Annotated in this window: 20 protein-coding genes; 3 read left to right on the top strand and 17 right to left on the bottom strand. The window is 63.2% G+C overall.

The genetic code is table 11. The annotated features are described in order from the left end of the window. Window positions 1-16: 16 nt before the first annotated feature. From ACVWVY_RS07350 to ACVWVY_RS07330, 5 genes are all read right to left on the bottom strand, one after another. Window positions 17-424, bottom strand: coding sequence for a F0F1 ATP synthase subunit epsilon (locus ACVWVY_RS07350; RefSeq protein WP_456625746.1), 408 nt, complete (start codon window positions 422-424; stop codon window positions 17-19). Window positions 425-520: 96 nt separating this feature from the next. Then, a complete protein-coding gene (gene atpD, locus ACVWVY_RS07345; protein WP_456625745.1) occupies window positions 521-1,963 on the bottom strand; it encodes a F0F1 ATP synthase subunit beta in 1,443 nt (480 codons plus the stop codon). A 58-nt stretch (window positions 1,964-2,021) separates the two neighbouring features. Continuing rightward, window positions 2,022-2,900, bottom strand: coding sequence for a F0F1 ATP synthase subunit gamma (locus ACVWVY_RS07340; RefSeq protein ID WP_456625744.1), 879 nt, complete (start codon window positions 2,898-2,900; stop codon window positions 2,022-2,024). 95 nt (window positions 2,901-2,995) lie between these two features. Continuing rightward, window positions 2,996-4,525, bottom strand: coding sequence for a F0F1 ATP synthase subunit alpha (gene atpA, locus ACVWVY_RS07335; RefSeq protein ID WP_456625743.1), 1,530 nt, complete (start codon window positions 4,523-4,525; stop codon window positions 2,996-2,998). Beyond that, complete coding sequence (locus ACVWVY_RS07330; RefSeq protein ID WP_456625742.1) at window positions 4,525-5,085, bottom strand: F0F1 ATP synthase subunit delta; 561 nt, start codon at window positions 5,083-5,085, stop codon at window positions 4,525-4,527. The genes atpA and ACVWVY_RS07330 overlap by 1 nt, the downstream gene beginning before the upstream one ends. A gap of 743 nt (window positions 5,086-5,828) precedes the next feature. Between ACVWVY_RS07330 and ACVWVY_RS07325 the strand changes: the two genes are divergently transcribed. Further along, the gene (locus ACVWVY_RS07325; RefSeq protein WP_456625741.1) at window positions 5,829-6,263 is read left to right on the top strand and encodes a septal ring lytic transglycosylase RlpA family protein; all 435 of its coding nucleotides are present in this window, start codon (window positions 5,829-5,831) and stop codon (window positions 6,261-6,263) included. A gap of 273 nt (window positions 6,264-6,536) precedes the next feature. Here ACVWVY_RS07325 and ACVWVY_RS07320 read toward each other — a convergent pair whose 3' ends face one another. Further along, window positions 6,537-8,747, bottom strand: a complete 2,211-nt coding sequence (locus tag ACVWVY_RS07320) for a primosomal protein N' (protein WP_456625740.1) — start codon at window positions 8,745-8,747, stop codon at window positions 6,537-6,539. A gap of 132 nt (window positions 8,748-8,879) precedes the next feature. On the opposite strand from ACVWVY_RS07320, the gene ACVWVY_RS07315 reads away from it, so the two are divergent. Together ACVWVY_RS07315 and ACVWVY_RS07310 are read left to right on the top strand one after the other, a co-directional pair. After that, entirely contained in the window at window positions 8,880-9,851 is a 972-nt protein-coding gene (locus tag ACVWVY_RS07315; RefSeq protein ID WP_456625739.1) for a tyrosine recombinase XerC, read from the top strand. A gap of 115 nt (window positions 9,852-9,966) precedes the next feature. After that, on the top strand, window positions 9,967-10,557 hold the full coding sequence (locus ACVWVY_RS07310) for a DUF4337 domain-containing protein (RefSeq protein WP_456625738.1): 591 nt from the start codon (window positions 9,967-9,969) through the stop codon (window positions 10,555-10,557). Window positions 10,558-10,701: 144 nt separating this feature from the next. On the opposite strand, the gene ACVWVY_RS07305 is transcribed toward ACVWVY_RS07310, so the two are convergent. The 11 genes from ACVWVY_RS07305 to thpR form a co-directional block, all read right to left on the bottom strand. After that, window positions 10,702-11,232: a hypothetical protein gene (locus ACVWVY_RS07305; RefSeq protein WP_456625737.1), complete on the bottom strand. Its 531-nt coding sequence runs from the start codon at window positions 11,230-11,232 to the stop codon at window positions 10,702-10,704. A gap of 138 nt (window positions 11,233-11,370) precedes the next feature. After that, entirely contained in the window at window positions 11,371-12,774 is a 1,404-nt protein-coding gene (lpdA, locus tag ACVWVY_RS07300) for a dihydrolipoyl dehydrogenase (protein WP_456625736.1), read from the bottom strand. 34 nt (window positions 12,775-12,808) lie between these two features. Next, on the bottom strand, window positions 12,809-13,555 hold the full coding sequence (locus ACVWVY_RS07295) for an SDR family oxidoreductase (RefSeq protein WP_456625735.1): 747 nt from the start codon (window positions 13,553-13,555) through the stop codon (window positions 12,809-12,811). A gap of 80 nt (window positions 13,556-13,635) precedes the next feature. Then, a complete protein-coding gene (gene odhB / locus ACVWVY_RS07290; RefSeq protein ID WP_456625734.1) occupies window positions 13,636-14,874 on the bottom strand; it encodes a 2-oxoglutarate dehydrogenase complex dihydrolipoyllysine-residue succinyltransferase in 1,239 nt (412 codons plus the stop codon). 168 nt (window positions 14,875-15,042) lie between these two features. Next, the gene (locus ACVWVY_RS07285) at window positions 15,043-18,003 is read right to left on the bottom strand and encodes a 2-oxoglutarate dehydrogenase E1 component (RefSeq protein ID WP_456625733.1); all 2,961 of its coding nucleotides are present in this window, start codon (window positions 18,001-18,003) and stop codon (window positions 15,043-15,045) included. Between the two features lie 135 nt (window positions 18,004-18,138). Further along, the gene (sucD, locus tag ACVWVY_RS07280; protein WP_426530920.1) at window positions 18,139-19,023 is read right to left on the bottom strand and encodes a succinate--CoA ligase subunit alpha; all 885 of its coding nucleotides are present in this window, start codon (window positions 19,021-19,023) and stop codon (window positions 18,139-18,141) included. 39 nt (window positions 19,024-19,062) lie between these two features. Beyond that, complete coding sequence (locus tag ACVWVY_RS07275; protein ID WP_456625732.1) at window positions 19,063-19,539, bottom strand: DUF1579 family protein; 477 nt, start codon at window positions 19,537-19,539, stop codon at window positions 19,063-19,065. 2 nt (window positions 19,540-19,541) lie between these two features. After that, window positions 19,542-20,738, bottom strand: coding sequence for an ADP-forming succinate--CoA ligase subunit beta (gene sucC, locus ACVWVY_RS07270; protein ID WP_456625731.1), 1,197 nt, complete (start codon window positions 20,736-20,738; stop codon window positions 19,542-19,544). A 134-nt stretch (window positions 20,739-20,872) separates the two neighbouring features. Beyond that, entirely contained in the window at window positions 20,873-21,841 is a 969-nt protein-coding gene (gene mdh, locus ACVWVY_RS07265; RefSeq protein WP_456625730.1) for a malate dehydrogenase, read from the bottom strand. A 191-nt stretch (window positions 21,842-22,032) separates the two neighbouring features. Beyond that, window positions 22,033-23,214, bottom strand: a complete 1,182-nt coding sequence (zapE, locus tag ACVWVY_RS07260) for a cell division protein ZapE (protein ID WP_456625729.1) — start codon at window positions 23,212-23,214, stop codon at window positions 22,033-22,035. A 199-nt stretch (window positions 23,215-23,413) separates the two neighbouring features. After that, window positions 23,414-23,950, bottom strand: coding sequence for an RNA 2',3'-cyclic phosphodiesterase (thpR, locus tag ACVWVY_RS07255; protein ID WP_456625728.1), 537 nt, complete (start codon window positions 23,948-23,950; stop codon window positions 23,414-23,416). Window positions 23,951-24,002: the final 52 nt, after the last annotated feature.

Below are 24,002 nucleotides of genomic sequence, written 5' to 3'. Positions count from 1 at the left end.
CATGGCGCCCCGGGGCTTAGTGCATAGCCGTCGAAGTGAGCTCCTGCTGGATGCTCTTGTAGTGGTCGAGCCGCTCGATGGCGCGATCGAACTCGGAGCCTTCCTTCTCGGCGAGCTTGGCCTCCATCTCGGCAATCGTCTCGGCGAACTGCGCCCGGTCGACGTCTTCCAACGAGGTAGCGACGTCGGCAAGCACGGTGAGGCCGCTCTCCGACATCTCGGCAAGGCCGCCGAGCACGATCACCTTCTGACGGGTGCCGCCGGCGCTGATGGTCAGGATGCCCGGGCGAACCGCGGCGACGACCGGCGCATGTCCGGACAGCACGCCAAAATCGCCCTCCACGCCGGGAACGTCAACCTGATCGACCTCGCCGGAGAAGGCGAGCTTTTCGGGAGAGACGAGATCGAAGTGGAAGGTGGCCATGGAAAACCTGCAAATAGCGAATTGCGAATGGCGAGCAGCGAAGGGGGCGGGAAATAGCGCTTATCTATTCGCTACTCCCTATTCGCCATTCGCCTCTTAAGCTGCTTCAGCCGCCAGCTTCTTGCCCTTCTCGACGGCTTCTTCAATCGTGCCGACCATGTAGAAGGCAGCTTCCGGCAGGTGATCGTACTTGCCTTCGCAGATCGCGCGGAAGCCCTTGATGGTGTCGGCGAGATCGACGAACTTGCCGGGCGAGCCGGTGAAGACTTCGGCGACGTGGAACGGCTGCGACAGGAAGCGCTCGATCTTGCGGGCGCGGGCCACGGCGATCTTGTCCTCTTCCGACAGCTCGTCCATGCCGAGAATGGCGATGATGTCCTGCAGCGACTTGTACTTCTGCAGCACCTGCTGAACCATGCGCGCGGTGTTGTAGTGATCCTCGCCGACGACCAGCGGGGAGAGCATGCGCGAGGTCGAGTCGAGCGGATCCACCGCCGGATAGATGCCCTTTTCCGAGATCGCGCGGCTCAACACCGTGGTCGCGTCCAGATGGGCGAACGAGGTCGCGGGCGCCGGGTCGGTCAAGTCGTCGGCCGGCACGTAGATCGCCTGCACCGAGGTGATCGAGCCCTTGTGCGTGGTGGTGATGCGCTCCTGCAGCGCGCCCATGTCGGTGGCAAGCGTCGGCTGATAGCCCACGGCCGACGGAATACGGCCCAACAGCGCCGACACTTCGGAGCCGGCCTGGGTGAAGCGGAAGATGTTGTCGACGAAGAACAGCACGTCCTGGCCCTGGTCGCGGAAGTGCTCGGCGACGGTCAGACCGGTGAGGCCGACGCGGGCGCGGGCGCCGGGGGGTTCGTTCATCTGGCCGAACACCAGCGCGCATTTGGACTTCACGTTCGGATCGGGATTCTTCGGATCGGCGTTGACCTTGGATTCGATGAACTCGTGATAGAGGTCGTTGCCTTCGCGGGTACGCTCGCCGACGCCGGCGAACACCGAGTAACCACCATGGGCCTTGGCGACGTTGTTGATCAGTTCCTGAATCAGCACGGTCTTGCCGACGCCGGCGCCGCCGAACAGGCCGATCTTGCCGCCCTTGGCGTAAGGCGCCAAGAGGTCGACGACCTTGATGCCGGTGACGAGAATTTCAGCTTCGGTGGACTGGTCGGTATAGGTCGGCGCTTCCTGGTGAATGGCGCGCCTGCCTTCGAACTTGATGGGACCTGCTTCGTCGATCGGCTCGCCGATGACGTTCATGATGCGACCGAGCGTGCCGTCGCCGACCGGAATCGCGATCGGCTGGCCGGTGTCGGTGACTTCCTGACCACGGACCAGACCCTCGGTGGTGTCCATCGCGATGGTACGCACCGTGGACTCGCCGAGATGCTGCGCCACTTCGAGCACCAGACGGTTCCCGCCGTTCTTGGTTTCGATGGCGTTCAGAATGGCGGGCAGATGTCCCTCGAACTGCACGTCGACGACGGCGCCGATGACCTGCGTGATGCGTCCGGTCTGGTTGGCGGATGTGGCCATAAACTCTCTCCTTCGAATTCTATCTAGACGACCGTCAGTTTGATCGTGCCTGTCGACGTTACATCGCCTCGGCGCCGGAGATGATTTCAATCAGCTCCTTGGTGATCATGGCCTGACGGGTTCGGTTGTAAATCAGGGTCTGCTTGCGGATCATGTCGCCGGCGTTACGGGTGGCGTTGTCCATCGCGCTCATCTGCGCGCCGTAGAACGAGGCATTGTTTTCGAGGAGCGCACGGAAGATCTGCACCGCGAGATTGCGCGGCAAGAGGCGCGTCAGGATCTCGTCCTCTTCCGGCTCATATTCGTAGGACGTGGCCGGCCCGGCATTGGCGGCGGGCGCTTCCACCTCCAGCGGGATCACCTGCTGGGCGGTCGGGATCTGCGAGATCACGGACTTGAAGCGCGAATAGAACAGCGTGCAGACGTCGAACTCGCCGGCCTCGAAGCGCGCCAGAACCTTTTTGGCAATGTCTTCGGCATTGACGAAGCCGAGCTGGCGAACCGAGCGCAGGTCGACATGCTCGATGATGCTCTTTTCGAAGGTTCGGCGGAGCTGCTCGTAGCCCTTGCGGCCGACGCAGAAAATCTTGACCTCTTTGCCCTGGTTGAGCAGCGACAGCGCACGCTCGCGGGCCAGACGCACGATCGAGGAATTGAAGGCGCCGGACAGGCCGCGTTCGCCGGTGCAGACCAGCAAGAGATGCACCTGATCCCTGCCGGTGCCGCCCAGCAGCGCCGGGGCGCCAGGCGAACCGGCGGCGGCGCTGGCGATATTGGAGATCACCGCGTCCATCTTCTCGGCGTAGGGCCGCGCCGCTTCGGCAGCGGTCTGCGCACGGCGCAGCTTTGAAGCCGCGACCATCTGCATCGCCTTGGTGATCTTCTGCGTCGCCTTGGTCGAGGCGATGCGGACCCGCATGTCTTTAAGTGAAGCCATTCTCAGTTCACCCCGGCGGTCCGGCCTCTAAGGGTCCCGACCGCAAGCCACTCTTTCGTCAGGCCCGGCAAGCGCCGGGCCTCGACGGCAAATCATCAAGCAAACGCCCTGGCGTAACCTTCGACCACGCCCTTCAGCTTGCCAGCGAGATCGTCGGAGAGATCGCGGCTGTCACGGATGCCGTTGAGGATCTCGACGTTCTTGCCGCGCAGCAGCGACAGCAGCCCGTCTTCGAAAGCGCGAATCTTGTTGAGCGGAAGCGCGTCGAGGTAGCCGTTGGTGCCGGCCCAGATCACGCAGACCTGCTCTTCCATCTTCAGCGGCGAGAACTGCGGCTGCTTCAGGAGCTCGGTCAGGCGCGAACCGCGGTTCAACAGGCGCTGCGTCGAAGCGTCGAGGTCGGAGCCGAACTGCGCGAACGCCGCCATTTCGCGGTACTGCGCCAGCTCACCCTTGATCTTGCCGGCGACCTTCTTCATCGCCTTGGTCTGCGCCGACGATCCGACGCGCGACACCGACAGACCGACGTTCACCGCCGGACGGATGCCCTGGAAGAACAGATCGGTTTCCAGGAAGATCTGACCGTCGGTAATCGAAATCACGTTGGTCGGGATGTAGGCCGACACGTCGTTGGCCTGGGTTTCGATCACAGGCAGCGCGGTGAGCGAGCCCGAGCCATGGTCCTTGCTGAGCTTCGCCGCGCGCTCGAGCAGGCGGGAATGCAGATAGAACACGTCGCCGGGATAGGCTTCGCGACCCGGCGGGCGACGCAGCAACAGCGACATCTGGCGATAGGCGACGGCCTGCTTGGACAGATCGTCATAGATGATGACGGCGTGCATGCCGTTGTCGCGGAAATACTCGCCCATGGTGCAGCCGGTGAACGGCGCGATGTACTGCATCGGCGCCGGATCGGAAGCGGTGGCGGCGACGACGATGGAATATTCCAGCGCGCCCTGCTCTTCCAGCACCTTGACGAACTGGGCAACGGTCGAACGCTTCTGGCCGATCGCGACGTAGACGCAATACAGCTTGATGTTCTCGTCCGGCTGCGCGTTGAGCGGCTTCTGGTTCAAAATGGTGTCGAGCGCGATCGCGGTCTTGCCGGTCTGACGGTCGCCGATGATCAGCTCGCGCTGGCCGCGGCCGACCGGGATCAGCGCATCGATCGCCTTGAGGCCGGTCGCCATCGGCTCGCTCACCGACTTGCGCGGAATGATGCCGGGCGCCTTGACGTCGACGCGCATACGCTTGTCGGCCTGGATCGGGCCCTTGCCGTCAATGGGATTGCCGAGCGCGTCGACCACGCGGCCGAGCAGGCCCTTGCCGACGGGCGTGTCGACGATGGCGCGGGTGCGCTTGACGGTCTGGCCTTCCTTGATCTCGCGGTCGGCGCCGAAGATCACGATACCGACGTTGTCGGTTTCGAGATTCAGCGCCATGCCGCGGGTGCCGTTTTCGAACTCGACCATTTCACCGGCCTGGACGTTGTCCAGACCATAGACACGGGCGATACCGTCACCGACGGACAGCACCTGTCCGACTTCGGTAACCTCAGCCTCCTGGCCGAAATTCTTGATCTGGTCCTTGAGGATCGCGGAAATTTCCGCGGCGCGGATGTCCATCAGCCTGCCTCTTTCATCGCGTGCTTGATCGAATTGAGTTTGGTGCGAAGCGAACTATCCACCATGCGGCTGCCGAGCTTGACCACAAGGCCGCCGATGATGGAGGGATCGACTTTCACGTTGAGCGCGACGTCCTTGCCCGTCACCGATTTCAGTGCGGCCTTCAGCGCGTCGAGATTCTTTTCATTGAGCGCTTCCGCGACGGTGACGTCGGCGGTCGCTTCGCCCTTGAACTGCGCCACCAGCGCACGGAAGGCGCGGATCACATCGGCGACTGCGAACAGCCGGCGGTTGGCGGTCAGGACTTTAAGGAATTTGGCGGTGGTGCCGGAAATTCCGGCCTTGTCGAGCACGGCATTGAGCGCCCTTGCCTGCGCATCTGCCGAGAAAACCGGGCTGCGAACGAGGCGCTTCAGATCGGCGCTTTCGTTCAGCATGGCCTCGAATTTATCGAGATCGGCCTTCACCGCGTCGATGGATTTCTCCTCGCGCGCCAACTCGAACAAGGCCGTAGCATAACGGCCGGACACTCCCGAAACGGACGGATCTTCAGCAGCCACAGACTCGCTCTTTTTTCAGCTGTCAAACTCGCAAGGGAAAAACCGTCGCCACGGGTAGCGGCGCCTAGCGATCCAAGCCCTTGGAATTCAAGCGGGACTTCGATTTTCGACCGGCACGAGATGTGCTGGGATCGTTAAAATCGCGGCTTTGCTAACATAGCGTGCGCGCAGGTGCAACATGACCGCGCGTTCAGGCGATGCCTTGTCGCACGTCAATTTTCAGGCCCGGCAGAACGCTGTTTTGACGGAGAGTTTAGAACGCTGTTCTGACGGAGAGTCGGCGCGCCCGAATTCTGGCTGCTGGCGCCGACAGCGATCCGCAGCTTCCGCAGCAGGCGCATCGGTTCCCGTCGTATTTGCATGGCGGCTATGAGGCGACATCGCGGAACGAAACAGGCGGGCCCGCTTCATTTGCCTATTACTTGCCTAAATCTTTTCGCTCCAAGCGATGACTGTATTCGTAAGTAATAAATGGTATTGCACTGGTTAAAAATTCATTAAAGCAAAAGATTACGGAATATCAGCTGATTAGTTGATCGCGGTAACAAGATATGTCAGCCCGCGACATTCTACATTTACTGCCCAATTCATGCCTCATTGCCTGACCAAACGGCACCTACGGAAACTGGGACGGGGGTTCCATTTGCCATGCATGTGGCAATACTATCTGAGGGACGAGTTTAATGTTGAATAACAACAATGTAGTGCCGGGAACTCTAACCCGGTCGCGTACGGCGCTCGCCATGATTGCCGCGACTCTGCTGGTCGGTGGCAGCATTTCCGAGGCTTCCGCCAAATCACGGCATCATCGCCACCATGCCCATCACGCCAGCAAGGCCCAGGCAGCCGGCGGCGGCTGGCTGGACGCCAATGCTTCGTTCGGCTCGCAGAGCTCCGGCCGCGGCTTCTCGGGAAAGGCCTCTTACTACGGCAATGAATCCGGCAGCCGCACCGCCTCCGGTCAGCGCTTCAACCAGAACGCCATGACTGCGGCCCACCGCTCGCTGCCGTTCGGCACCAAGCTGCGGGTGACTCATCGCGGCCAGAGCGTCGTCGTCACGATCAATGATCGTGGTCCCTTCATCAAGGGACGCGTGCTCGACCTGTCCACGGGTGCTGCCCGTGCCATCGGCCTGACCGGTGCCGGCGTCGGCCACGTCACCGCCGAGGTCATCTAAACGCACGTCACCGCGCCGGTTTCCGGTGCATCAGATCGAGTAAGCGTTGCGTAGCGTAACGGTCGAGGAACCTTCCGCGGCAACAAAGGCCTGCCGTCGCAAATGACGGCAGGCCTTTTTTGTTTCCCAGCACTCCATCCACGTCATTGCGAGCGCAGCGAAGCAATCCATGCCTCAGCAAGCGAAAAGCTGGATTGCTTCGCGGAGCCTGTCATCGGGCGCGCATTTGCGCGACCCGTTGGCTCGCAATGACGCTGAAAGAGTTTGCCTTCACTACAAAAAGCTCTGCGGATCGACGTCGACTTCGAGCTTGAGGTTGCCCTTGGTCTTCGGCCCGGCGGCCAGCCATTCGCGCAGATATTCCGACAGATCGACATTACGCAGCGACTTCACCAAAAGCCGGAACCGGTAACGGCCCTTGATGACGGCGAGCGGCGCTTCGGCCGGCCCCAGCACCTGAATGCGCTCGTCGATCGGCGCGACCGCTGCAAGCCTTCGCGCAAAACCTTCCGCGGTCGGGCGATCGCCCGCCGAAATGATCAGGCTGGCGAGCCGGCCGAACGGCGGATAGCCGGCGCGCTCGCGCGCCTCGATCTCGCTGGCATAGAACGCCTCGCGGTCGCTTGCGATCAGCGCCTTCATCACGGGATGTTCGGGCTGGTGGGTCTGCAAATACCCGACGCCGCGGCCCTGCTCGCGCCCCGCACGCCCGATCACCTGGTTGAGCAGTTGAAACGTCCGCTCGGCGGCGCGCGGATCGCCGTTGCCGAGGCCCAAATCCGCATCGATCACACCGACCAGATTGAGCCGCGGAAAATTATGTCCCTTCGCCACCAGTTGCGTGCCGACGATGATGTCGACGCGGCCTTCCGCGATTTCATTCAGCTCGCTGCGCATGGTCTCGATCGAGGTGATGAGATCGCTCGACAGCACCATGGTGCGCGCATTGGGAAACAGTGCGGCCGCCTCTTCCTGCAGGCGCTCGACGCCGGGGCCGACCGCGACCAGCGATTCCTCGGCCTGGCAATGCGGACAGATGTTCGGCCGCGGCATCGAGAAGCCGCAATGGTGGCAGACCAGGCGCTGGCGAAAACGATGATCCACCAGCCAGGCGTCGCAGATCGTGCACGCAAAGCGATGGCCGCAGGCGCGGCATAGCGTCAGCGGCGCGTAGCCGCGGCGGTTGAGGAACAACAGCGCCTGTTCACGCTTCTCGATCGCGAACTGAACCTGTTCGGCAAGCGGCGGCGAGATGAAACGGCCGCGCGGCGGCGGCGCGCGGCGCAGATCGATCGCCTCGATATGTGGCATGTGCTGGCCGCCGAAACGCGACGGCAGCGCGACGCGCTGATAGCGGCCCTTGCGCGCGTTGACTTCGGTTTCGACCGATGGCGTCGCCGACGCCAGCACGATCGGAATTTTAGCGATATGCGCGCGCACGACAGCCATGTCGCGGGCGTGATAATGCGCGCCGTCATCCTGCTTGTAGGCCTGGTCGTGCTCCTCATCGACGATGATCAGGCCCAGATCCGCATAGGGCAGAAACAGCGCCGAGCGCGCGCCGACCACGACCGGCGCCTCGCCCGCCGATATCGCCGCCCAATTGCGCTGCCGCGTGCGCGGCGTCAGTTCGGAATGCCATTCCAAAGGACGCACGCCGAAGCGCTGGGCAAACCGGTCGAGGAACTGTCCGGTCAGCGCGATCTCCGGCATCAGGATCAGCGTCTGTTTGCTGCGTCGGATGATTTCGGCAATCGCCTCGAAATAGACTTCGGTCTTGCCCGAACCGGTGACGCCGTCGAGCAGCGCGACATGGAACGAGCCATTGGCGGCGAGCGCGCGCATGGCATCTACCGCCGTGCGTTGCTGGGGAGAAAATTCCGGCTGCGCGAAGGACGGATCGGGCGCGGGCGGCGCCAAGGGCGGCGGCATCGCCTCGACAGCGAGCGTGCCCTCATCGACCAGACCGTCGACCACGCCGCCGCTGACGCCGGCTTCCCGCGCGGCTTCCGACTTGCCGTGCAACAGGCCGTCCGACAGCACCTCGATCAGCCGCCGCCGTGCCGGCGTCAAGCGCCGTGGCGGCTCGCCCACCAGCCGCACGCCGAGGCGCATCCGCTCAGGCCCGAGATTTTCGCCCATCCGCAAGGCCATGCGCAGCACCATGCCGCGCGCCGAGAGCGTGTAGTTGGCAACCCAGTCGACGAGGCTGCGCAGTTCCTCCTTCAGCGGCGGCACGTCGAGCTTTTCGCCGACATCCTTCAGGCGGTTGTGCAGGCGCGGATCGGGCTTGGCGTTTTCCGCCCACACCACCGCGACCACCTCGCGCGCACCCAGCGGCACGCAGACGACGTCGCCGGGCTTCAGCGCCATACCGCGCGGCACCCGGTAGGAATAATTCTGATTGAGCGCGACCGGCACCAGCACGTCGACGACGCGGGTCGCCGATGTGGATGAGTTGGTTTCGCTTGTGGCGTGGTCCATCGGGGAATCGGCTTGAGGTGTCCGGGGCAAGGCTAGCGCCGCGTCGCCAAGTTAGCGAACGGTAAACGAAAGAGGTGCGATATAATGGATGGAATCACCGCCTCCAAGAACCGCCTCCAAGGCATAGGGCTCATGGCCAAGCCAGTTCCGGCACCTCAACCGATCGAGCTCGACTGCGCCGATGAAGGCCTCGCGCTGGAGATGGCGCGCTGGCTGGCGCATCTGCGCGCCGAGCGGCGGCTCTCGCCCAAGACGCTCGAAGCCTATGCCCGCGACCTCCGCCAATGCCTGACTTTCCTCAGCCAGCATTGGGGCAGGAAGGTCACGCTGAAAGGATTTGCGGCGCTGGAGGCCACCGACGTCAGGGCCTTCATGGCGATGCGCCGCGCCGACGAGATCGGCAGCCGTTCGCTGATGCGGGCGCTGGCGGGCCTGCGTTCATTCGGGCGCTATCTCGAACGCGAAGGCAAAGGCAGGGTCGGCGCCCTGTCCGCCATCCGCGCGCCCAAGGTGGCCAAGAGCCTGCCGAAGCCGATCCAGATCGACGCCGCCAAGCGCTTTGCCGATGCCGACGAACGCGCCGGCGAGGAGCGCGATCCCTGGATCTGGGCGCGCGACGCCGCTGTCATGGCGCTGCTCTACGGTTCGGGGCTACGCATCTCCGAGGCGCTGGGATTGAAACGCCGCGACGTGCCCAAACCGGGCGAAGGCGACGTTCTCATCGTCACCGGCAAGGGCAACAAGACCCGGATGGTGCCGGTGCTGCAGAATGTGCTGGTCCTGATCGCCGATTACGTTGCGATGTGCCCGCATTCGCTGCCGCCGGCCGGACCCATTTTCGTCGGCGCGCGCGGCGGACCGCTTTCCCCGCGGATCATCCAGCTCACCATGGAGCGGCTGCGCGGTGCGCTTGGCCTGCCCGACAGCGCCACGCCGCATGCGCTGCGGCATTCCTTCGCAACCCATCTGCTCAGCCGCGGCGGCGATTTGCGCGCGATCCAGGATCTGCTCGGCCACGCCTCGCTCTCCACCACGCAGATCTATACCGGCATCGACAGCGAGCGGCTTTTGGCAGTGTACAAGAGCGCGCATCCGCGGAGATGAACGCCCGCACGCCCCGCCGACACACTCCCGTCACATCGATGGCCTCTTAAGCTAGCCTCTTGCGCTCGCGTTGCCGTTCGGCAATCGTGCGCCGTCAACTGGCAGGAGGGGAATCATGGGCGCAACTGAAAGCATGGAGCATGCGGAGCATGCCGAGCACGCTTCGGGCTCGAACAAGAAGATCGCGTTGCTGATCGCCGTGATCGCCTTGTTTCTGGCGCTATCGGAAACGCTCGGCAAGGGAGCGCAGACCGAAGCCATCAGCAAGAACGTCGAGGCCTCGAACCTGTGGGCATTTTTCCAGGCCAAGAGCATCCGCCGCACCGTGGTTCAGGCGACCGCCGAACACGCCAAGCTCAGCATGGGCACCGTCGGTGACGATGCTGCAAAGGCGGCGCTGCAGAAGCAGATCGACGACTGGAACAAGACCGCGGCACGCTACCGCTCGGAGCCGGAAACCGGCGAGGGTTCGGAAGAACTCGCCAAGCGCGCCAAGCACGCCGAGCACGAACGCGACGAGGCCACCGCAAAATATCACCACTACGAAATCGCCTCGGCCGCGTTCCAGATCGGCATCGTGCTGGCGTCCGCCACCATCATCACCGGCATGATCGTGCTGGCCTGGGTATCGGGCATATTGGCGGTCGCGGGCATCGCGATTACCGCGCTAGGCCTCTACGCGCCGCATCTGCTGCATCTGCATTGAGTAGACGCAGACTGTCATCACCCGCCTTGTGCGCAATTGCGCACTGGAGCGGGTGATCCAGTACGCCGCGGCGTCTCGACTCAAGAACTACCTTCTCTGGGATACTGGGTCGCCCGGTCAAGCCGGGCGACGACGACGAGGAAACTACCGCGCTTGGTGGACGCTCTTGCGAAAGCGCTGGATCAGCCGCAGCGTGCGCGATGACCAGCTGTCGCCGTTGCCACGCAGGACTTCCCGGATGCGCTGTTTGATCGGCTGGACCAGGGCTGACGCCTTGGCGCGCACCGCCAGAATAAATTCATAGACTTTCTTGAACCACGCCATCTGCAGGAGTTTTGTGCGCGTCACGTCGAAGATGAACGCGGTGACGCCGACGCCGACGAATTTTCCCAACACGATGACGACGGCCGCGCTGACCCAGTATTCATGGGCCAGCAGCCAGAGGCCGACCAGCTTCAGCGGAAACAGCGGGATCACCGGCACCGCGAATACGATCAGCGTCATCGCCGGCGACAGCGTATCGACGCGCTCGGACAGCCATTGCTTGAAGGCGCGGAGCGGGATCAGCGCGACGATGCGCTCGACGATCGGCTCGAGATGATCCCACAGCCAGGCCTCGATCAGGAAGATGACCGCGAGCAGGACCCAGAACGGCTGTAACAGGCGGCGCATCATCGATCGTGATCTCTAGCGCGCAATGACGCCCATCGGGTGGTCATTGCGCCCTGTCTCTTTGTTTAAAGCATGATCTTTCTAGGAAATCGGATACCCGCTTCTTCAATCACGCTCTACCCGGTATGTACCGGATATAGATCACATATGGATGGCGCGTTTGCCGACCGCAAGCGCGGCTTCCTTGATGGCTTCCGAGCGGGTCGGATGGGCATGGCACGTGCGTGCCAGGTCTTCGGCGGAACCGCCAAACTCCATGAGAACGCAGGCTTCGTGGATCATTTCGCCGGCCTCGCGGCCGACGATATGCACGCCGAGCACGCGATCGGTCTTCGCATCTGCGAGAATCTTCACGAAACCGTCTGTGGTCTGGTTGACCTTGGAGCGGCCGTTGGCGGTGAACGGGAATTTGCCCGAGGTATAGGCCACGCCGGCCTGCTTCAGCTCTTCCTCGGTCTTGCCGACGGACGACACTTCCGGTGTGGTATACACGACGCCTGGAATAACATCGTAGTTCACGTGGCCGGCCTGGCCTGCAATGATCTCGGCGCAGGCGACGCCCTCATCTTCGGCCTTGTGCGCGAGCATCGGCCCCGCCACCACGTCGCCGATCGCGTAGACGCCCTTCACGCTGGTCGAGAAATGCGCATCGATCTGCACGCGACCGCGATTGTCGAGCGCGATTCCGGCTTCTTTCAGCCCGAGCCCTTCGGTGTAGGGCACGCGGCCGATGCAGACCAGCACGACATCGGCTTCCAGCGTTTCCGCCGTTCCGCCCGCCGCCGGCTCGACGGTCGCCTTCAACGTATTCCCCGATGTGGCGACGGCAGTGACCTTGGCGCCGAGCTTGAACGCAAAGCCCTGCTTTTCGAGGATGCGCTGGAACTGCTTTGCCACCTCGCCATCCATGCCGGGCAGGATGCGGTCGAGGAATTCGACGACGGTGACCTTCGCGCCCAGCCGGTGCCACACCGAGCCAAGCTCAAGCCCGATCACGCCGGCGCCGATGATCAGGAGGTTCGACGGCACTTTCTCCAGCGATAGCGCGCCAGTCGACGACACGACCCGCTTCTCGTCGATCTCGATGCCTTTCAGCCGCGCAATGTCCGAGCCGGTGGCGATGACGATGTTTTTGGTCTCGACAGTCTGCGCCTTGCCGTCGCTGCCGGTGACTTCGACCTTGCCGGCGCCGAGGATCTTGCCCTTGCCATTGATGACGTCGATCTTGTTCTTCTTCATCAGGAACTCGACGCCCTTGACGTTGCCGTCGATGCCCTGCTGCTTGAAATTCATCATCGATGGCAGATCGAGTTTCGGCTCGGAAACGCTGACGCCCATCTTGGCAAAGGAGTGCCTGGCCTCTTCGAACATTTCGGAGGCATGCAGCAGCGCCTTCGACGGCATGCAGCCGACATTGAGGCAGGTGCCCCCCAGCGTCGCGTTCTTTTCGACCACGGCGACCTTCATGCCGAGTTGCGCCGCGCGCACCGCGCAGACATATCCGCCCGGGCCGGTGCCGATGACGACGAGATCGTAGGAAGCCATGATGAAGTCCTGTAGCTGAGAAACGTGTCAGGTATTACCGCCCACCCGAGACATCGAGGATGGCGCTGGTGACGTAGGAGGCCTCGTCCGACATCAGCCAGACGATGGCGTTGGCGATTTCATCGGCGGTGCCGACGCGCTTCATCGGCACCATGTGCGCCAGCCGTTGTGCGCGATCGGGTTCACCGCCGGAAGCATGAATCTCGGTATCGATCAGCCCTGGCCGGATCGCGGCCACGCGAATGCCTTCGCCGGCGACTTCATAACCGAGGCCGACGGTGAAAGAGTCCACCGCACCCTTGGAAGCCGCATAGTCGACATACGTGTTGGGCGAGCCGAGTTTCGCCGCGACCGAGGAAAGATTGACGATGACGCCGCCCTCGCCGCCCTTGCGGGTCGACATCCGCTTCACCGCCTCGCGCGCGCACAGGATGCTGCCGGTGACGTTGACCGCCATCATGCGCTGGATGCGTTCGGCCGACATGTCCTCGACCCGCGCAGAGGGCCCGACGATGCCGGCATTGTTGACGAGCGCGCCAAGCGTTCCGAATTCGTCGGCGGCCGCGAACAGCGCGAGAATATCCGCCTCGCTGCCGACATCGCATTTCACCGCAACGGCCTTGCCGTTCTTGCGCTCGATCAGCTCAACGACTTCCTTCGCCGCCGCCTCATTGCTGGCGTAGCCAACCACGACGCGAAAGCCGCGCGCAGCGGCAGCGAGTGCGGTAGCGCGGCCGATGCCGCGGCTGCCGCCGGTGATCACAACAACCTTGTCCGTCACGTCAGCCCCCACTAGTCAGCGCGCATCGATCCATGGCTCGCAGCGCCGGCTTTTCGCACCGGCGGGGAAAGCCGGCGGTGTCAGAGATCCAGCACCAGCCGCGCCGGATCTTCCAGGCTCTCCTTGACGCGCACCAGGAACGTCACCGCTTCCTTGCCGTCGATCACGCGGTGATCGTAGGACAGCGCCAGATACATCATCGGGCGGACCTCGATCTTGCCGCCGACCACCATCGGCCGCTCCTGGATCTTGTGCATGCCGAGGATACCGGACTGCGGCGCGTTCAGGATCGGCGTCGACATCAGCGAACCATAGATGCCGCCATTGGTGATGGTGAAGGTGCCGCCCTGCATCTCGTCGATCTTGAGCTGGCCATCGCGGGCGCGGCGGCCGAAATCGGCGATTCCCTTTTCGATGTCGGAGATCGACTTGTGGTCGCAGTCGCGCACCACGGGCACGACGAGGCCCTTGTCGGTGCCGACGGCGACGCCGATGTGGTAGTAGTTCTTGTAGATCAGATCAGTGCCGTCGATCTCGGCATTGACGGCGGGAATGTCCTTCAGCCCCTGCACGACGGCCTTGGTGAAGAAGCCCATGAAGCCGAGCTTCGAGCCATGCTTCTTTTCGAACACGTCCTTGTACTGCGCGCGCATCGCCATGATGTGGGTCATGTCGACCTCGTTGAAGGTCGTCAGCATCGCGGCGGTGTTCTGCACGTCCTTGAGCCGGCGCGCGATGGTCTGGCGCAGCCGCGTCATCTTCACGCGCTCCTCGCGCGCGGCGTCATCGGCGGGCGAGGGGCTGCGCACCTGTACCGAAGCGGCCGGCTGATTGACCGGGGTCGGCGCGGACGCCGCCTTCTCGATCGCGGCCAGCATGTCGCCCTTGGTGACGCGGCCGTCCTTGCCGGAGCCCGGCACGGTCGCGGCATCGATGCCGCTCTCCGTGGAGAGCTTGCGAACCGACGGCGCCAGCGGCGCATCCGATGCTGCAGTCTTCGGAGCCGCAGCAGGTGCAGCTGGTGCGGCGGCGGGAGCGGCTGCAGCCTTGGCAGGTGCGGCGGCCGGCTTCGCCGCGCTCGCCGCCCCTTCGTTGATCTGACCGAGCAGCGCGCCGACGGCAACCGTCTCGCCGTCCTTGGCCGCGATTTCGCCGAGCACACCGGCGGATGGCGCCGGCACTTCGATGGTGACCTTGTCGGTCTCGAGCTCGACCAACGGCTCGTCCACCGCGACGGCCTCGCCGGCCTTCTTGAACCAACGGCCAATGGTAGCTTCCGTCACGGATTCGCCGAGCGTCGGAACACGAATTTCAGTCATGGTCTTTTTTCCTCAATTGCTTCCACGGTCATCGTCCGCCTTGTACGCAATTGCGTACTGGGGCGGACGATCCAGTACTCCGAGACGGCCGTGATCTAAAAACGAAAAGCTCGGCGTACTGGATGCCCCGCCCCAGTGCGCAATTGCGCATAAGGCGGGGCATGACGGCTAATTCAGCGCTTCATCCAGCATCGCCTTGAGCTGCGCCTGGTGCTTCGACATCAAACCGGTGGCGGTTGCGGCCGAGGCGGCGCGGCCCGCGTAACGCGGACGCCGGTTCGGCGCATGGATCTGGTTCAGCACCCATTCGAGATAGGGCTCGATGAAGTGCCACGCGCCCATGTTGCGCGGCTCTTCCTGGCACCAGACCACTTCGGCGTTCTTGAAGCGGGCGAGTTCATGCACCAGCGCCTTCAGCGGCACCGGATAAAGCTGCTCGACGCGCATGATGTAGATGTCGTCGATGTCGCGCTTCTCGCGCTCCTCATAGAGATCGTAATAGACCTTGCCCGAGCACAGCACGACGCGGCGGATCTTGTCGTCCGGCGCAAGCTTGATCTTTTCGTCGGGCAGCATCTGGGCGTCATCATAGAGAATACGATGGAAGGTCGTGTCCTGGCCCAACTCGTCGAGCCGCGAGACCGCACGCTTGTGCCGCAACAGCGACTTCGGCGTCATCATGATCAGGGGTTTACGGATTTCGCGATGCAGCTGGCGCCGCAGCACGTGGAAGTAATTCGCCGGCGTGGTCGGATACACCACCTGCATGTTGTCTTCGGCGCACATCTGCAGGAAGCGCTCGAGCCGCGCCGAGGAATGCTCAGGCCCCTGCCCTTCATAGCCATGCGGCAGCAGGCAGACGAGGCCGGACATGCGCAGCCATTTGCGTTCGCCCGACGAGATGAACTGGTCGAACAGCACCTGGGCGCCGTTGGCGAAGTCGCCGAACTGCGCTTCCCACATCGCCAGCGCCTTCGGCTCGGCCAGCGAATAGCCGTACTCGAAGCCGAGCACCGCCTCTTCCGACAATAGCGAGTTGATGACCTCGTAATGGCCCTGGTCGTGGCCGAGATGATTGAACGGCGTGTAGCGGCTCTCGTCTTCCTGGTCGATCAGCACCGAATGGCGCTGCGAGAAGGTACCGCGCTCAGAGTCCTGTCCCGACAGCCGGACGTGGCGGCCTTCCTGCAGCAGCGTGCAGAACGCCAGCGCCTCACCGGTCGCCCAGTCGATGCCGACGCCGTTGTCGATGGCCTTGGCGCGGTTTTCCAGGAAGCGCTGGATGGTGCGGTGAACCCGAAAACCGTCCGGCACCTTGGTGATCTTGCGCCCGATATCCTTCAAAATGCTGATGTCGACGCCGGTGACGCCGCGGCGGGCCTCCTCTTCCTGGTCGGCGGACTTGAAGCCCGCCCACTTGCCGTCGAGCCAGTCGGCCTTGTTGGGCTTGTAGCCGGAGCCGGCTTCGAGCTCGGCATCGAGCCGCGCACGCCAGTCGGCCTTGGCCTTCTCGACCTCGCCCTCGGTCATCACGCCGTCGGCGATCAGCCGCTTGGAATAGATCTCGACCGTACCGGGATGCGTTGCGATCTTCTTGTACATCACCGGTTGGGTGAACGCCGGCTCGTCGCCCTCGTTATGGCCATGGCGGCGATAGCAGAACATGTCGATGACGACAGGCTTGTGGAATTTCTGCCGGAACTCGATCGCGACCTTGGCCGCGAACACCACAGCTTCCGGATCGTCACCGTTCACGTGGAAGATCGGCGCGTCGATCATCTTCGCCACGTCGGACGGATAGGGCGAAGACCGCGAATAGCGCGGATAGGTGGTGAAGCCGATCTGGTTGTTGACGATGAAATGCAGCGAGCCGCCGGTGCGGTAACCCTTCAAATCGGACAGAGCGAAGCATTCGGCCACCACGCCCTGCCCCGCGAACGCCGCATCGCCATGCATCAGCATCGGCAGCACAGAAATACGCATGTCCGGCGGATCGCCGTGCTGGTCCTGCTTGGCGCGCACCTTGCCGAGCACGACGGGATCGACGATTTCGAGATGCGACGGGTTTGCAGTCAGCGACAGGTGGATCCGGTTGTTGTCGAACTCGCGGTCGGACGACGCGCCGAGATGGTACTTGACGTCGCCGGAACCTTCGACCGCGTCCGGATTGGCGGAGCCGCCCTTGAATTCATGAAACAGCGCGCGGTGCGGCTTGCCCATGACCTGGGTCAGCACGTTGAGCCGGCCGCGATGCGGCATGCCCAAAACGATTTCCTTCACGCCGAGATTGCCGCCGCGCTTGATGATCTGCTCGAGCGCCGGGATCAGCGATTCTGCGCCGTCGAGGCCGAAGCGCTTGGTGCCGGTGAACTTGAGGTCGCAGAACTTCTCAAAGCCCTCGGCTTCGATCAGCTTGTTGAGGATCGCTCGACGGCCTTCGCGCGTAAAACTGATTTCCTTGTCCGGGCCCTCGATGCGCTCCTGGATCCAGGCCTTCTGCGCCGCGTTGGTGATGTGCATGAACTCGACGCCGAGCGTCTGGCAGTAGGTGCGCTCGCAGATCGCAACGATCTCGCGCAGCGAGCCGTATTCGAGGCCAAGCACGTGATCGAGGAAGATCTTGCGGTCGAAATCGGCGTCGGTGAAGCCGTAGGTGCGCGGATCCAGCTCTTCGCGATCGCGCTGCGCCTCGATGCCGAGCGGATCGAGCTTGGCGAAGAAATGACCGCGGATGCGATAGGCGCGGATCAGCATCAGGGCGCGGACCGAATCGCGCGTCGCCTGGTTGATGTCGGCGGTCGACAGTTCGGCGGCGCCCTTGGCCTGCGCCTTGGCGGCGAGCTTGGCGCCGACCGCCTTCTCGACGGTGGCCCAGTTGCCGTCCAGCGCCGAGGTCAAGTCGTCGCGCGGGGTGAGCGGCCAGTTGTCGCGGCCCCAGGAGGGACCCTCGGCGTTCTTCTGGACGTCGGCCGGGGTGTCTTTCAGGCTCTTGAAGAATTCCTGCCATTCGGCGTCGACCGACGCGGGGTCCTGCTCGTAGCGGGCGTAGAGGTCGTCGATGTAGGTGGCGTTGGTGCCCTGCAAAAATGAGGAGAGGGCAAATGCTGCATTCGCGTCCTGGCGAGACATGATGGCGTCCTGGTAATTTTCGCTTTGCGCGTGGAAAACGGCGCTTTAGCCGGTCCGGAAGCCCGAACCAGCTCGGTAAAGCACCTTTACCCTATTTAGGACGGATATTCCCGCCTAAAAGAACCAAGGACTGAATTAGGACTTCAACTTTTCGGCAAGGGTATGTCCGAGCCGCGCGGGCGACGGAGAGACCGTAATTCCGGCCGCTTCCATGGCCGCGGTCTTGGATCCGGCGTCGCCCTTGCCGCCGGAGATGATCGCACCCGCATGACCCATGCGGCGGCCGGGAGGGGCGGTGACACCGGCGATGAAGCCGACCATCGGCTTCTTGCGGCCGCGCTTGGCCTCGTCCTTGATGAACTGGGCGGCGTCTTCCTCGGCCGAACCGCCGATTTCACCGATCATGATGATCGAGGTGGTCTTGGGGTCGGCCAGGAACATCTCCAAAACGTCGATGAATTCGGTGCCCTTGACCGGGTCGCCGCCGATGCCGACCGCGGTGGTCTGGCCGAGGCCTTCCTGGGTGGTCTGGAACACGGCTTCATAGGTCAGCGTGCCCGATCGGGACACGATGCCGACGCTGCCGGGCTTGAAGATGTTGGCCGGCATGATGCCGATCTTGCATTCGCCCGCGGTCATCACGCCCGGGCAGTTCGGCCCGATCAGGCGTGATTTCGATCCCGACAACGAGCGCTTCACGCGCACCATGTCGAGCACCGGAATGCCCTCGGTGATGCAGACGATCAGCGGAATTTCCGCATCGATCGCTTCGCAGATCGCATCCGCAGCCCCCGGCGGCGGCACGTAGATGACGCTTGCGTCCGCGCCTGTCTTCCCGCGGGCTTCGGCAACGGTGTCGAACACCGGCAGACCGAGATGCGTCGATCCGCCTTTACCGGGAGAAGTGCCGCCGACCATCTTGGTGCCGTACGCGATCGCGGCTTCCGAATGGAACGTGCCGTTCTTGCCGGTAAAGCCCTGGCAGATGACTTTGGTATTCTTGTCGATCAGAACGGACATGATTGAGAACGCTTTCGTGGATGATCGGGAAGGATGGGTTTAGTGAATCCGCCGGTAGACGCCGGTGAGCACGTCCGCCCACCCTTCCGCATCAGGCGAGAACTGGATCTTCATGGTGTAGCTGTCGTTGTCGACGACTTCGTAGACATGGCGCGCGTTGCCGCGCAGCGAGCCGCGCACCAGGATCAACGTCTTGTCGGTCCAGCCGCCGGAGGCCGGCGCCGGCGAATAGTAGCCGAGCGAATCGTGCCAGAATAATTTGTAGTGCCGGTCGTCACGATCGTAGGTGAACACGCCATGGGTCGCGAAGGCTTCCTTGCCGTCGCGCATCTGGCGGGTGTCCTGGATCAGATAGAAGCCGTTGAGATCCATCCGCGCCACCACATGCGAGGTCGCCGGACCGCCGGCGGTCCAGCGCGACGGATAGACCGTTTCCTCGCCGGTCCACTCGCCCGCAAAGACCGCGAGCCGGCGGTGTTCTTCCAGCGGTGTCGGTGCGGCGAGATGGTCAGCCATCGCTAGCCTCCCTTGACGGCTTTCACGATTTTCTGTGCGGCATCGTCGAGATTGTCGGCCGACACCACGTTGAGACCGGACTGGCTGATGATCTTCTTGCCGGCGTCGACATTGGTGCCTTCGAGCCGGACCACCAGCGGCACTTTCAGGCCGACTTCCTTGACGGCTGCGACCACGCCTTCAGCGATGATGTCGCACTTCATGATGCCGCCGAAGATGTTGACCAGGATGCCCTTCACGTTGGGATCGGCGGTGATGATCTTGAAGGCTGCCGCCACCTTCTCCTTGCTGGCGCCGCCGCCGACGTCGAGGAAGTTGGCGGGCTCCATGCCGTAAAGCTTGATGATGTCCATGGTCGCCATGGCAAGGCCGGCGCCGTTGACCATGCAGCCGATGGTGCCGTCGAGCGTGACGTAGTTGAGATCGTATTTCGACGCCTCGATTTCCTTGGCGTCTTCCTCGGTCTCGTCGCGCAATGCTGCGACTTCCGGATGGCGGTACATGGCGTTGTCGTCGAACGACACCTTGGCGTCGAGCACGCGCAACTGGCCCTGCTTGGTGACGACGAGCGGATTGATTTCCAGCATCGCCATGTCCTTGGCGGTGAAGGCGTTATAGAGCTGCGCCACCAGCTTTTCGGCCTGCTTGGCGAGATCGCCGCTTAGATTGAGCGCCTTCGCCACCGTGCGGCCGTGATGGCCCATGATGCCGGTCGCCGGATCTACCGAGAAGGTCACGATCTTTTCGGGATTGTTGTGCGCGACTTCCTCGATGTTGACGCCGCCTTCGGTCGAGACCACGAACGCCACTTCGGAAGTTTCGCGGTCGACCAGGATCGAGAGATAGAACTCCTTGTCGATGTCGGAGCCTTCCTCGATGTAGAGGCGGTTGACCTGCTTGCCGTGCGCGCCGGTCTGGATCGTGACCAGGGTCGCGCCCAGCATCTGCTTGGCGAAGTCGTTGACCTCGGCGACGGACTTCGCGATGCGGACGCCGCCCTTGTCGCCGGCGGAGGCTTCCTTGAACTTGCCCTTGCCGCGGCCGCCGGCATGGATCTGGCTCTTCACCACCCAGACCGGGCCGGGAAGCGTCTTGGCGGCGGCATCCGAATCCGAGGCCTTCAGAACCGGCACACCGCGCGAAATCGGCACGCCGAATTCATGCAGCAGAGCCTTGGCCTGGTATTCATGGATATTCATCTGGACGCTCCCCAAAACCCCTTAGCGGCGAGTTCTACAGTTCACCGGCATTGGTAGTTGGTATACCATATACCAATAGAACTGCAACCCTGAAATCACTTTCGCCCCCGCAAAGGGGCGAAAGCCGAGTAAAATCAGCGTCCGAGCAGGTCGGGCGCGATCTTCTTGCAGGCGTCGACCAGGCCCTGAACGGCGCCGACCGACTTGTCGAAGGCTTCGCGGTCCTTACCGGCCAGCTCGATCTCGACGATACGCTCGACGCCCTTCGAGCCGATGACGACGGGAACACCGACATACATGTCCTTCACGCCGTATTCGCCGTTGAGATAGGCGGCGCAGGGCAGCACGCGCTTCTTGTCCTTCAGGTAGCTCTCCGCCATCGCGATCGCGGAAGCGGCCGGGGCGTAGAACGCGGAACCGGTCTTCAGCAGGTTGACGATCTCGGCGCCGCCGTTGCGGGTGCGGTCGACGATCTCGTCGATGCGGGCCTGCGAGGTCCAGCCCATCTTGACCAGATCAGGCAGCGGGATGCCGGCGACGGTGGAATAGCGGGTCAGCGGCACCATGGTGTCGCCGTGGCCGCCGAGCACGAAGGCGGTGACGTCTTCGACCGAGACGTTGAATTCGTCGGCAAGGAAGTAGCGGAAGCGCGAGGAATCCAGCACGCCGGCCATGCCGACCACCTTCTTGTGCGGCATGCCGGAGGCCTTCTGCAGCGCCCACACCATCGCATCCAGCGGGTTGGTGATGCAGATGACGAAAGCGTCGGGGGCATACTTCTTGATGCCGGCGCCGACCTGCTCCATGACCTTGAGATTGATGCTCAGCAGATCGTCGCGGCTCATGCCGGGCTTGCGCGGCACGCCGGCGGTGACGATGCAGACCTTGGCGCCATCGAGCGCGTCGTAGGAATTGGCGCCGGTGAGATGGGCATCGAAACCATCGACCGGGGACGACTGCGCGATGTCGAGCGCTTTACCCTGGGGAACGCCCTCCGCGATATCGAACATCACGACGTCGCCGAGCTCCTTCAGGCCGATGAGGTGAGCCAGCGTTCCGCCGATCTGACCGGAGCCAATCAAAGCAATCTTGTCGCGCGCCATGGGAAATTTATCCTTCTGAGACGAAGAGTGAGGGTGTGGATAAGGAAGTTGGATGGCTGGTTATCCCTTTCGAATGGCCGGTTCAAGTCGGGGCGTGCCCGATTCTCGGTCCTGCCTCGATTTCGGTCAGGTATGCCAGCGGATGTCATTCCGGGGCGCGATCGCGCGAACCCGGAATGACAGCGGAGAGACTACGTCTCCACCAATCCCGTGCTCGACCCGCTCGCCGCGGAATCCTTCCGGCCGTGCGGCAGGGCCAGGTAGGATTCCGAGCTCATTTCGATCAGCCGCGACGAGGTCCGCTTGAACTCGTTGGCCTCATTGCCCTCGGTCGCCAGATACAGCGACACCGGATCGGCCTCGGCCGAGGCCATCAGCTTCACGGCATTGTCGTAGAGCGTGTCGATCAGCGAGATGAAGCGCTTGGCGGCGTTGCGCTCGGGGTAATCCATGACCGGAATGCGGTCGATCAGGATGGTGTGATAGTCGTGCGCCAGCCGCAAATAGTCCGACGCGGCCAGCGGCTTTTCGCAGATATCGGCAAAGGAAAACCGCGCCACGCCGTGCGCCGAGCACGGCACATGCAGCTTGCGGCCCTTGATAGCGATGTCGCGCGACTTGCACGGCGCGTTGCCGGTCATCCTGCCCCAGGCGCGGTTGAGGACGAATTCGGCTTCCCGGTCGTTCGTCAGCCACATCTTCACGCCGGCAAGCTTTTCCAGCCGGAAATCCGTGCGCGCGTCGAGCCGCAGCACGTCCATGCGATCTGCGATCTGCGTGATGAAGGGCAGGAACAGCGCGCGGTTGAGGCCGCCCTTGTAGAGGTCTTCGGGCGCGACGTTCGAGGTCGCCACCACGACGGTGCCGAGTTCGAACAGTTTCGAGGACAGCCGCCCCAGGATCATGGCGTCGGCGATGTCGGTGACGTGAAATTCGTCGAAGCACAACAGCCAGGCCTCGTCGAAGATCGCATTCGCCGTCAGCCCGATGACGTCGCTGTCGCCGATCTCGCCGCGCGCGATGTTCTGGCGATAGCCGTAGATCCGCTCATGCACCTCGGCCATGAATTCGTGGAAATGCGCGCGGCGCTTGTGCTGGACCGGTGAGTGCTGGAAGAACAGGTCCATCAGCATGGTCTTGCCGCGACCGACCTCGCCATGAACGTAAAGCCCGCGCGGCGGCGGCTCGTCCTTGTCGGCAAACAGCCGGCCGAGCAGGCTCTGCTTGCGCAACGGCTTGTAGCTCGACAGCCGTTCCTCGAGCGCCGCAAACGCCTCGGCGGCATCGGCCTGCGCCGGATCGGCCTCGATGGCGCCGGAGGCGACGAGGGCCTTGTAATGGTCATGGAACGAGGCAGGCGGGGTGGACAGCATGGCCCCCTTTCGGCCTTAAGCGTGCGAAAATTGCAAGCCGTGAATTGGTGCTGGGGATATGCAAGTACGGCCTGTCATACCCGCGAAAGCGGGTATCCAGTACGCCGCGGCTCCTCGGCTCTATCCCAAGCGTCTCTGGTATACTGGATCATCCGCTTTGGCGGATGATCACGGCGGGGGACGTGACGCGCACCAAGCCTTACGCGCTCAGCGCGTAGGAATCCTCGACCACATAGGGCCCGCCGCCGGTGGAAGCGCGCGACGAGAACAGCACGAAGCGCGAGGCCATGAACGTCCGGCTCGGGAAATAGCCGCGTACCGAAAGATAATCGGCCACGTCCTGGCTCGACGCATCATGCAGCCGCGCCAGCGTCACATGCGGCGTGAATTTGCGGCCCTCCGGATCGAGCCCGAGCCGCTGCATCAGCCGCTCAAGCTCGGCCTGCAGCTCGATCAGCGGCCGGCACGGCTCGACGGAAGCCACCACCGCACGCGGTTTCTTGCCGCCAAAGCTCTGCAGGCCCTGCACCTTGACCTCGAACGGCTTGCGATTGATCCGAAACAGCATCGAGGCGATTTCGTTCGCCGACATGCCGTCGATATCGCCGATGAAGCGCAAGGTGACGTGATAATTTTCGGGATCGATCCAGCGTGCGCCAGGAAGGCCGCCACGCAAATTGGAAAGGCTCTGGCCGATCTCGGCCGGAATTTCCAGCCCAGCAAACAACCGCGGCATCGCACGACTCCCGATGCTTGGGCATGACCTCAAAAAGGACCATGTCCTGTAA

Source organism: Bradyrhizobium sp. URHC0002 (assembly GCF_054059515.1).
The sequence above is the reverse complement of the archived record's forward strand: the minus strand, read 5'-3'. Positions and strand labels throughout refer to the sequence as shown.